This is a genomic window from Chlorogloea sp. CCALA 695 (assembly GCF_003003885.1).
In the GTDB taxonomy this organism is placed as follows: Bacteria; Cyanobacteriota; Cyanobacteriia; order Cyanobacteriales; family Chroococcidiopsidaceae; genus Aliterella.
In genome coordinates, this window is the sequence record NZ_PVWN01000099.1 from 1 (window position 1) to 9,443 (window position 9,443).

General features: G+C 43.5%; 11 protein-coding genes and 1 pseudogene. 2 read left to right on the top strand and 10 right to left on the bottom strand.

Annotation, left to right across the window (positions count from 1 at the left end):
* Nucleotides 1-454: 454 nt before the first annotated feature.
* The 7 genes from C7B70_RS28960 to C7B70_RS24180 all read right to left on the bottom strand — a co-directional run bounded on the left by C7B70_RS28960 (nucleotide 455) and on the right by C7B70_RS24180 (nucleotide 3,735).
* The gene (locus tag C7B70_RS28960; protein WP_369831949.1) at nucleotides 455-667 is read right to left on the bottom strand and encodes a hypothetical protein; all 213 of its coding nucleotides are present in this window, start codon (nucleotides 665-667) and stop codon (nucleotides 455-457) included.
* A 20-nt stretch (nucleotides 668-687) separates the two neighbouring features.
* Complete coding sequence (locus C7B70_RS24150) at nucleotides 688-999, bottom strand: transposase (protein WP_199192521.1); 312 nt, start codon at nucleotides 997-999, stop codon at nucleotides 688-690.
* Nucleotides 1,000-1,065: 66 nt separating this feature from the next.
* Complete coding sequence (locus C7B70_RS24155) at nucleotides 1,066-1,719, bottom strand: hypothetical protein (protein ID WP_106371466.1); 654 nt, start codon at nucleotides 1,717-1,719, stop codon at nucleotides 1,066-1,068.
* 531 nt (nucleotides 1,720-2,250) lie between these two features.
* Nucleotides 2,251-2,556 carry a Dabb family protein gene (locus C7B70_RS24165; protein WP_106371467.1) on the bottom strand — a complete coding sequence of 102 codons (306 nt, stop codon included), beginning with the start codon at nucleotides 2,554-2,556 and terminating at the stop codon, nucleotides 2,251-2,253.
* 61 nt (nucleotides 2,557-2,617) lie between these two features.
* Nucleotides 2,618-3,085 (bottom strand): DUF3368 domain-containing protein, encoded by a 468-nt coding sequence (locus C7B70_RS24170; protein ID WP_106371468.1) that lies wholly within the window; start codon nucleotides 3,083-3,085, stop codon nucleotides 2,618-2,620.
* 5 nt (nucleotides 3,086-3,090) lie between these two features.
* Entirely contained in the window at nucleotides 3,091-3,381 is a 291-nt protein-coding gene (locus tag C7B70_RS24175; RefSeq protein WP_233221107.1) for a UPF0175 family protein, read from the bottom strand.
* Between the two features lie 75 nt (nucleotides 3,382-3,456).
* On the bottom strand, nucleotides 3,457-3,735 hold the full coding sequence (locus C7B70_RS24180; RefSeq protein WP_106371470.1) for a hypothetical protein: 279 nt from the start codon (nucleotides 3,733-3,735) through the stop codon (nucleotides 3,457-3,459).
* Between the two features lie 184 nt (nucleotides 3,736-3,919).
* On the opposite strand from C7B70_RS24180, the gene C7B70_RS28080 reads away from it, so the two are divergent.
* Both C7B70_RS28080 and C7B70_RS24185 read left to right on the top strand, forming a co-directional pair.
* The gene (locus C7B70_RS28080) at nucleotides 3,920-4,633 is read left to right on the top strand and encodes a hypothetical protein (protein ID WP_233221108.1); all 714 of its coding nucleotides are present in this window, start codon (nucleotides 3,920-3,922) and stop codon (nucleotides 4,631-4,633) included.
* Between the two features lie 32 nt (nucleotides 4,634-4,665).
* Nucleotides 4,666-6,789 carry a pentapeptide repeat-containing protein gene (locus C7B70_RS24185; protein ID WP_233221109.1) on the top strand — a complete coding sequence of 708 codons (2,124 nt, stop codon included), beginning with the start codon at nucleotides 4,666-4,668 and terminating at the stop codon, nucleotides 6,787-6,789.
* Between the two features lie 642 nt (nucleotides 6,790-7,431).
* Here the strand turns inward: C7B70_RS24185 and C7B70_RS24190 are convergent.
* From C7B70_RS24190 to C7B70_RS24200, 3 genes and pseudogenes are all read right to left on the bottom strand, one after another.
* The gene (locus tag C7B70_RS24190) at nucleotides 7,432-7,794 is read right to left on the bottom strand and encodes an HPP family protein (protein ID WP_233221110.1); all 363 of its coding nucleotides are present in this window, start codon (nucleotides 7,792-7,794) and stop codon (nucleotides 7,432-7,434) included.
* Between the two features lie 396 nt (nucleotides 7,795-8,190).
* A complete protein-coding gene (locus C7B70_RS24195; protein WP_106371472.1) occupies nucleotides 8,191-8,496 on the bottom strand; it encodes a hypothetical protein in 306 nt (101 codons plus the stop codon).
* A pseudogene (locus tag C7B70_RS24200) lies at nucleotides 8,493-9,443 on the bottom strand (hypothetical protein); the annotation flags it as partial. The gene C7B70_RS24195 and the pseudogene C7B70_RS24200, both read right to left, overlap by 4 nt.

Here is a 9,443-nt window from a genome sequence, read left to right on the forward strand (position 1 = left end):
GCGTGTTCTCTTATTCTTGAACAATTATTGCCGCGTATTAGCGTTTGCAATCTCTCTTTCTGTTCCAGAAAGGGAAAGCCTTTTGCAGGCATTGTCCCCTCCACCCCTTGCCCAATCAACTTTATAGAACCCATTTGACATCTCTAAGAAGCTGCAAGCCTCTTGACCATTAATCTAACGAAACAAAGATTGAGTTTAGTGGTTGCATTTGCGCTTGGTTCTCTCGTAATTCTTAACCAGAATCTTACAACGCTCCATCCAAGCATTGGAACGCTCAATCACCCACCGAGCAATGGCTGGAATAAATCCAGACTTTCCTGTCGCTGCCTTCTCTTGAGTTGAGGGTTTTGTCGAAAGTTCAAACTTGATTTTTCGCATGATCTGCGGATATCCCTTCTCTAGCTCTTGCCTTAAATGCTCCTAGTGATAGCCGTGGTCTAGTAAAATCGTGATTTTAGGAATGTTCATCGGTTTCGACCGGAAATAGTCCAGGTTTTGCGTCACCATCGAATGGCAGTCCTGTATCATCTGAAACATTGGCGCTTGTACAGTGTGTGAAGAAGGGAAACCCCAAGGTATCGACCGCCAGATGCCGTTTAATCCCGTTGGTAGCTTTGTAGAAGCAAAAGCCTTTCGACTCTACACTAGCATTACAAGTGTTTTTCACCGCTTGAGAGTCAATGATGATTAGCGTTGTCCACTTGGCTTTTTTTTCACTTGTTCTCGCACTTGTTCATGCAAGACGTTCATCAATTGAACAATTGCTCCCGCTTCTCGCCACTGTTTATAGTGCCAGTAGACCGTTGAATACGGCGGCAGGTCTTTAGGTAAGTCTTCCCAGTTGCACCCATTTTTCAGTTGGTAAAAGATGCCATCAATGATGTCTCGTTTTGTCCAGTTTGAGGGTCTCGTCCGCTTCTTGGGCGGTAATATCTCAACCAGTAACGGTTCGAGAACTTCCCATTCTGCGTCGGTTAAGCTGCTCGAGTATAGCATCATCACTTGACTATAGAATAACATGACCCTACTTCATCCCATTCAGAGATGTCAAATGGGTTCTATATATTATACTTTTTTAAAGTCTATTAGCTTACTAACGATCAGTCCCATTGCATCGTCACTTAGTTGCCGTTTCTCTCCCAGTAGTGAAGCCTTAACTACCGGATGAAGGCTCATTGCGGCAAGATTAATATTGCCAGTTAAGCGTTCGACAATAATAACCGTGTAGTCTTCGACAATTGCAGAGCGGTGTGGAAGCGTGATCGCGCTTTGCAATATCCGCTCAAGTTCTTCCAGTTCGCTCAAAAAGCGAGGCAACAAGACTTCTAAGGGATTTAGAGTATCCCCTACCAAGTCGGCAACAGTAGCCCAGCTAGTCGGTTGTGGTAAAGATAGTTCAGAGGCAATTGCTACTGCGCCTAAGTCGTAGATGCTAGCGTGTAGCTTACCGTTGAGCGACATTCCTTCGAGCGCCAAGGTTACAGTGCCAAGTTCAACTCTTAGTGGAGGCTGAGCAATCTCAATACTTTCTGATTTTCGTACTCGTGGTGGTGAACTTCGATATGCTTTGGTTTGTGCTAAACAATTTTGTGCCAAGTTCAGGTCAATTTCATCACCAACGTCATAAAGCAGGTAAATTGTCAATGTACCTGCTTCAATCTCAGGCAGGTAAGCGGCGGCATCGTTGGTAGTATTTACTGATGTGGCTGAGTCAGTCATATTTTCTTTGTAAGTATAATCTATACTTTATTTAGATTTGTTGGGAAGTGATGGCGTAGACTGTCTCAGTTGATTAAAAGCACTTCTCAAGAAAGGTTTCATCAAAGTTATAAAAAATTGGGCAACCTTATCTATACCTGGGTTGTGAGAACATTGACTTAACCCTAACATCAATAATCTTGCCCATCAACGAACCGTCTGTCTCAGAAATGACATTTCCCTCGTCATCCTGGAATACAAGCTTCTGCACTATATCCGTAACAGTTACCGTAGTATTAGCATCGCCATCAATCAGTGCAAGAATTTCTTGCCCATATTTGTCAGCAATGCTCTGACGTTGAGCTTGAGCTTGTTTCCGTACTGCTCGTAATTCTGCCTCTAACTAGGCAATGCGTTTTCTAAGTAGGTGGGTGCGAAGCCCTGCGTGCGCGCTTGCGCTGTCGCCAACGGCGGAAGGCAGATCCCGACGCTCATCTGTCTGCTCATCACTTACTGATTTGTCTTTTGCTACGGGCGAAGTGCAGGATTTACTTAGTCAGCAACAAAATCAAATGCAACCGCATCTTCGAGAAGCGCAAACAAGGCATTTTTAACAATTTCGTGCTTGGGATGGGGTAGATAGCGATCACGGGCTGCTGCGCTTTCAAAGGTGGTGAGAAAACCGTGCGTAAAGCCTTTGTTAAATCCTTCAGGACTAGAATAAGCGCCACTGGAACAGTAATCAATTCCAGGAATAGAGTGCTTTAATTGCTCTACTGCTTGCAGAACTTCAGCGATCATCGCGTCGTTCACATCTTGCTTAAATTTGAGCAGTACCATGTGATGAACTTGAGGCATAGGGATTAGGCTCCAAAACTATATTAGCAATTAATTTTACCTACTATCTTCTCTTGCCCATCTATCTGGCTATCACGGGTATATCGGTGGTTTTGCCCAATTTGCCAACTTTCATCATATGATCGAGTATGGGTCTGACTTGAGGTATAGTCTGATTATTCTTAGCCAACAAAAGAATGCCGAGTGTTCCCATAACTTGTAAGCCAAGCTTATGCGCTACTTGTTGAGCTTCGCGCTCATCTAACAGGATTCGTTGTTGACCAATTTCTAGCGCTAGCGCGATCGCTTCTCTTTCTCCATCATCTAGTTCCGAAGGAATGATAGACGCTATGTAAGTTACCGGACGAACTTGCAACCACCCAGAAGCAATAGCTTGAAGGACGTATTGCGTACCTGGAAAGCCCAAACCAGTCGTTTCATTACAAACTGCTTGAGGAATAATTATCTGCTCAAATCTTGCTTGTAAGATATCAAGACGAGCAATCGCTGCAAAGTTAATTAGGGGCGTAGCATTACAAATAACTGTCACTATTGTTAATAGCCTGCTGCAATTGAGTCGATATCCTCAGCTAAGTCTGTTTGGCTGTAATGACGCTCTATATGATTTTGACCTAATAGTTGCTGAAACTCCCAAACTGATAAATTAGCTAAACGACGAGCTTGACCAAAAGTAAAAATCCCCTGCGCGTATAGCTTGAGAGCGATTGCGCTCAAAATTGCTCCTTCTCCTTGATTAAGAGTATCTGGAGGTATTTCTAACTGAATTGAATCTACAAAGTGACTCATCTGTGGTTTCTGCTTAAAAGCTGCCTGTTTTTTTATCATAGAGCCTTAACAGTCAATAAATGTATGGTAAGCAAACGCAAGGATAGATTAGGGCGATCGCTTTCCCTAACTGACTCAATGCAGTGACTTAAACCTCACCTCAATAATCTTTCCCACCAAAGAACCATCGGTTTCAGAAACGACATTCCCTTCCTCATCCTGAAACACAAGCTTCTGCACTATATCGATTATAACCACCTTGCAGTTGCGATCACTATCGACTAGCGCAAGAAATTCATATCCACACTTTTGAGCAATCCTTTTACGTTGGGCTTGAGCTTGTTTACGCACCGCTTGGACTTCTGCTTCTAACTGGGCAATGCGCTTTCTGAGTGGGTGAGTGCGATCGCTCATACCGTTTGCCCTCCACTAGCAACGCGCTCAACTTCCGACCACGACAAACAGTAAAAATACGGTTGAGAGTCATGAAAACTTAGTGATACTACTAATAAATACTTTATACCTTGCCTTTATTTACATTTGTAGAGCCATTAAAAATTTTCTTATAATTTAGAAACGAAATTAACATATGAGTAATGTGTCTGAACTGCCGATCAGTAAGCCTATCTCGGTATTCAAAAAATCTATCAAAGTCAATTTTCAGGACTTTTCCAAAGCACTGGGTAAAGCAACGGTAGACATTGCCTTTGCCAAGTGGGACAGTCTTGCAGGCGATGGAGTTGATACTCTTGGTGCATTAGGATTAGTAGCAGGTGCTGGAGAAATTGGCTGGTTGCTAGTTTACCGCTCATTGCTCCAAGCAATGAAGAACCTAGTTGACGAAAAAACAGAGCTAGAATCAGAAAAATTTAATGTCAAAGTATTGAAAAATCAAATTAATGAGGTTTTAGAGAATAGTAGTTTATCGATCAATAAAAAGTTTTTTGAACATCCTGACAAAGATCGGCTCGTTGGGGTGATTCAAGCACCCTTTACCGAGTGGCTAAAAGGTTCGGGCTTAAGTGAGGTAGAAGCAGGAGCAATCAGCCAACGACTACCTATTTATTTTGCGGCGGCACTGCATGAGGAATGGGGTAGCCGCCCAAAAGACTACACCGTTCTTACAGAGACGTTGGATACTCCCTTTACTCAAGCCAATGAGCAATCGCAAGCATGGTTGCGCTATTCAACCTGGTTGCAAAAACAGGTTGAAGAACCTATGTTCTTGGAAGCTTTCAGCTTAAAGCAGGTATTTGTGCCGCTTCGGGCTTACTATAATCGCAAATTAGAAAAACATAAGACGACGATCTAGAAGATAGGACTGGGAGTAGACAATGTGAACGAGTGGTAGTTAAGTTGGAAGCAGAATTAGAAGACTGGTTAAGTACAGCAAAACGAGATGATGCTATTCGACTCATTAGCGGTGGACCCGGTAGTGGCAAGTCTTCTTTAACCAAAATATTTGCTGCAAAGGTGGCAGAAAAGGGAAGTATTCGAGTTCTATTTATTCCATTGCATCACTTTGAGCCATCAGACGATCTGATTGATGCAGTTGGAAAATTCGTCAAGTTTGATCGTCTTTTACCCTACAATCCTTTGGATGCGGAGCATCGAGAAGATCGCCTGCTGATTATTTTTGATGGCTTGGATGAACTAGCTATGCAAGGTAAGATTGCTGAACAAACGGCTCAAGATTTTGTACGAGAAGTACAGCGCAAGATAGAGCGGTTTAACCAGCAAAAAACTTGTGTGCAGGTGTTGATCAGTGGCCGGGAACTGGTTGTGCAGATAAATGAAACTGACTTCCGTAAAGAAGGGCAAATTTTGTATGTTCTTCCCTACTTTTTATCTGAGGCCGATCGCAAGCACTATATCGATACCAAAAAGTTCCTAAAGCAAGATCAACGACAGCTTTGGTGGAAGCATTATGGTAGAGCAAGTGGGAAAGGCTATGGTGGTTTACCGCCAGAGCTAAACCGGGGAAATCTGACCGAGATCACGGCTCAACCCCTGCTTAATTACCTGGTTGCCCTTAGCCTTCAACGCGGTACGCTGAAGTTTTCGGAGGAAACCAACCTAAATGTAGTTTACGCTGACTTACTCAAAGCTATTTATGAACGAGGTTGGGATGGTTATCAACACACTGCGATTCAAGGAATTGAGGAGAAAGATTTTGTTCGGATTCTAGAAGAAATTGCTCTAGCTTCCTGGCATGGGAATGGACGAACTACTACCGTTAAAGAGATTGAGAGCCACTGCGCTAATAGTGGTCTAAAAAAACTATTGACCCGTTTTCAAACAGGCTTAGAAAGAGATTCTAAAGCTGGCGTTACGCGCTTGTTAACTGCTTTTTACTTCCGTCAAAGTGGGAATGAACCCTCCGGTGAAAGGACTTTTGAGTTTACCCACAAGAGCTTTGGTGAATATCTGACGGCGAAACGGATTGTCCGAGAGGTGAGGCTGATTCACAAAAAATTAGAAGACCGCCAGACCGATCCGGATGAAGGTTGGGATGAACGAGAGGCGCTACAGCGTTGGGCAATTCTCTGTGGCTCATCTGCAATGGATGAATATTTATTCAACTTTATTCTAGATGAAGTGCGCTTGGAGCATCTGCAAAGTTCCTCGGACGTTACCAAATGGCAGCAGACGTTCTGTCATCTAATTGGGTTCATGCTGCGACGTGGAATGCCGATGGAACGCCTAGATCCCAGACCTGACTTTCAGGAAGAGAATAGACAAGCCCGTAATTCAGAAGATAGTTTGTTGGCTGTTTTAGGTGTTTTCTATCGTTTAACTAAACAAATCTCAAAAATCGAGTTTCCTTCTCCAGACGCTTTTGGAACATTATTAGCAAGGCTCCAAGGGCAAAGAACAGGAATGCCTAATCCTATGTCTTTTCATTGCCTAACCTATTTAGATTTATCAAAATGTACTTTGCACGTAAGAGATTTTAACCACACGAACTTTACAGGAGCAAATCTTCACTCATCACACCTTATGTATACACATTTTGTAGATGCAAATCTTAAAGCAGTTAATCTTCAAGAAGCGAATCTTCGAGGAGCGGATCTTCGAGGAGCAATTCTCGAAGGAGCAAATCTTCAAGAAACTTATCTTGTAGAGGCGAATCTCGAGGGAGCAAATCTTGAAGGAGTAATTCTTCGAGGAGCGGATCTCGAGGAAGCAATTCTTCAAATAGCGGATCTTCAAAGAGCAAATCTCGAAGGAGCAATTTTTGAAGGAGCGGATCTTCAAAGAGCAAATCTTCAAAGAGCGAATCTTCGAGGAGCAATTTTTGAAGGAGCGGATCTCGAAGGAGCGGATCTTCGAGGAGCAATTTTTGAAGGAGCAATTTTTGAAGGAGCAATTTTTGAAGGAGCAAATCTTGAAGGAGCAAATCTTGAAGGAACAGTTTTTGACAGTGAGAAAGACATTAGCACACACGTCGAAACAGTTGTGAATTAATGAGAGCAATCGTGCAGCAGTTAGTTGTGATCGCTATCAAGTAATGCTAGAAATTCACGCCCGTATTTCTGAGCAAGTCTTTGACGTTGCATTTGATCCCGTTCCCGTTTCCTCAGAGCGCTTGAACTTCAGTCTCTAGTTGAGCATACGTTTTCTGAGGGGTTGAGTGCGATCGCTCATTCTATTTCTCCTCCATCAGCAATAAGCTCAATCTCAGACCAGGGCAGAGAACGTAACTGACTCCATACCTTGGAGACACCACCGACGAGATGCACCATGATATCGCCGTCGTGAGAATGAGAATATTGCATCAACCGCAGCTTGACTGCCTCGCCCATTCTTTCCAACCGCAGCCTGGTTTGGTCAGGGAGAGTTTCTGTCCAGTTTTGACGGCGTGGATAAACAAGCCAATCTCTGGTTTATTTTTCCAAGTCAAGATCGCTCAAAAACCTGCTTGTCTATTATTTATTGGAGTTGAAACAAGCGGTAGTAAAAGCTGTGTTGAACTATCAAAGCGATGTTGTTTTAGGAGCTACTGTTCGTGTGGAGTAGCGTTTATTAGAGTCTCAGCGAGTTTTAAACTAAACTGAATTTTAAGAGGACGGTCTGAACTTGCCCTGATAGAAATCATGAGAAGCTTTGCTATAGCCAGTGCTTTGGATAGGTTCGTTCTTCCGCTAAATTATTGAAGATTACAGCACAAAGTACCAAGATCATCGATCCCTCAAAGGTAGGTGTTAGCAGAAATTGCCAATCTGGTTTTGTCATCATCACGACTAGGGCGACGGCCCCTGAAGGCGGATGTAACGTTCGAGTGATTTGCATGATGGCGATTGCACTTGAAACAGCTACTCCCATTGCCCAAGGCGCAGAACCTAAAAGTTGTAAAATGATTAGACTGGTCAGAGCCACTAAGCAATTGCCCCCAATCACGTTTCGAGGTTGAGCCAGAGGACTGTCTGGCACGCCAAAAATCAAGACGCTTGTTGCACCAAACGGAGCCATGAGTAGAGGAGAATTCGTTTTTATTGCAAGATAGGAAGTTGCAGTGATCGCTAAAAAACTCCCAAACCAACTCCAGAAAACGTGCCGATGACCAGGGCTGTCTACTGGACAAGCTAATGGGCATGATCTCCATCGGCCCAGGACTTTAAACCAATAACTTTCCCACTTTAACCAAACCTTTTTGACATTGATCATGAATAAGTTACTCAGTAGCTGTCCTTTTCGAGTTGCTTTGTTTCGACCTTGTTAAGGTTAGAATATCATGACATTCTTCAAAGAATCTACTAGAAAGTATCGAAAAATACAGATTTATCTACGCTTATCATGTCAATTTAGTCCAAAAATGTCGCATTCCACGCTAACGGGTAACAACAAGCAAGCTTGTTTAGCAATTCCTCAATACAGTGACTTAAACCGCACCTCAATAATCTTGCCCACTAAAGACCCATCCGTTTCAGAAACGACATTCCCTTCCTCATCCTGAAGTACAAGCTTTTGCACTATGCCGATCACAACCACTTTGCAGTTGCGATCGTTATCAACCAGTGATAGAAACTCATATCCACACTTTTGAGCAATCCTTTTACGTTGGGCTTGGGCTTGTTTCCGCACTGCTCGTAGTTCTAACTCCAGTTGGGCAATACGCTTTCTAAGTAGGTGAGTGCGATTGCTTCCAGCACTGCGCTCCGCGCTATCGCTCATATTACTTCTCCCCCATTAGTAAAGCACTCAACCTCCGACCAAGGCAGGGAGCGTAACTGACTCCACAGTCCTTGACCACCACCCACAAAATGCACCATGATATCGCCATTCTGGGAGTGGGAATACTGCATCAACCGCCTTTTGATTGCCTCATCCGCCCATTCTTTCCAACCGAAAAACGCACAAGGCGGGGCAACGTCCTCAGACGGCACACCTTCCTTTAAAGCCTTAACTAGCACTCCTGTTAAGTTACATCGCCAATTTTCCTGTACTGCAATTTTCAGTCTTTCCAGCGCCGCCGGGAAATTAGCCCAATGTTTTTCTATCGCGGTTTTAACCTGTAAATTAGTTTGAACGTCTGGCGATAAACGAGAAATTTGAGTACAGGCGTTTTTGAATTCTTCACCAGTTGGAGGAATTGCGATCTTTTGTTCGGGGATAGGTTGATCTTCTTTTTTAACTTTTTCCCCAGCAGCAGGCAGGCTGTGTTGTGGTTGTACTTGGGAAGAATTAGGAATCGGATTTATGTATGCTGTCTGATTTTCTGCTATCGGCTGCCTAATTTCAGGCTCCCGGCTGTCTGATTTTCGGCTCAGGGCTGTCTGATTTTCGGTTGCAAAAATATCTACGGGCGGCGCTAATTCTTGTTTGAGTTTGTCAAAATCAATGGAGTACTCCCAAATATTGTCAGTTGCCCAACGCTTGTATGAGGTTTTTCTGAGAATGCCCATTTCACACAGGTCTTTAAGGTGGCGGAAAACTGTATCTCGGCAACAACCAAGAGCTTCGGCTAATTCTTGGTTAGTTACATAAACCCAAGGGGGCTTTCCTGCTTTTAGCTTTTGATGAATCCACCCGTCTAGCCAGGAGAGGATGTATGCTTTGAACTTTTTAACTCCCCTAAACTTACTAAGATATTCAGTCAAAATATTAGTAGGGTGCTGCAC

What these genes read in the sequence shown, in the direction of transcription:
- C7B70_RS24190 (WP_233221110.1), bottom strand. Translation starts at nt 7,794, where the DNA reads ATGGCTCCGTTTGGTGCAACAAGCGTCTTGATTTTTGGCGTGCCAGAC.
- C7B70_RS24165 (WP_106371467.1), bottom strand. Translation starts at nt 2,556, where the DNA reads ATGCCTCAAGTTCATCACATGGTACTGCTCAAATTTAAGCAAGATGTG.
- C7B70_RS24150 (WP_199192521.1), bottom strand. Translation starts at nt 999, where the DNA reads ATGATGCTATACTCGAGCAGCTTAACCGACGCAGAATGGGAAGTTCTC.
- C7B70_RS24155 (WP_106371466.1), bottom strand. Translation starts at nt 1,719, where the DNA reads ATGACTGACTCAGCCACATCAGTAAATACTACCAACGATGCCGCCGCT.
- C7B70_RS24175 (WP_233221107.1), bottom strand. Translation starts at nt 3,381, where the DNA reads ATGATAAAAAAACAGGCAGCTTTTAAGCAGAAACCACAGATGAGTCAC.
- C7B70_RS24180 (WP_106371470.1), bottom strand. Translation starts at nt 3,735, where the DNA reads ATGAGCGATCGCACTCACCCACTCAGAAAGCGCATTGCCCAGTTAGAA.
- C7B70_RS24195 (WP_106371472.1), bottom strand. Translation starts at nt 8,496, where the DNA reads ATGAGCGATAGCGCGGAGCGCAGTGCTGGAAGCAATCGCACTCACCTA.